This window comes from Parachlamydia acanthamoebae (assembly GCF_000875975.1).
GTDB classification, from domain to species: Bacteria; Chlamydiota; Chlamydiia; order Chlamydiales; family Parachlamydiaceae; genus Parachlamydia; species Parachlamydia acanthamoebae.
On the sequence record NZ_BAWW01000065.1, the window covers coordinates 1 to 315 of the forward strand.

Here is a 315-nt window from a genome sequence, read left to right on the forward strand (position 1 = left end):
AATGGAATTCGTTAAAGATAATTTAAATGAGGTGAACGCGTTATCTTCTGAGCTACTTAATTTAGTTGATTTTAAGTCTGGTGTTTTTTTTACCTTATTAACGGTAGATTCCAATCTTGAAAGACTTTATGAATTTGAAAACGGCATTATTCTTCCTCAAAATCCTATAATTGTTTCCGAAACTAATGGAAAAAAATCGCGTCATCAAAGAGTGCCCACAATAAAGGAAGAGTTAAGTGATTTTATTTTTCACAAACTCAGTCTCAGTAATAAACTTTCCTGTATTTTTGATGAGGTTACAAGAAGCCCTGATGA

General features: G+C 31.7%; 1 pseudogene. It reads left to right on the plus strand.

The annotated features are described in order from the left end of the window. Position 1: 1 nt before the first annotated feature. A pseudogene (locus AOM43_RS13820) lies at positions 2-315 on the plus strand (hypothetical protein); the annotation flags it as partial.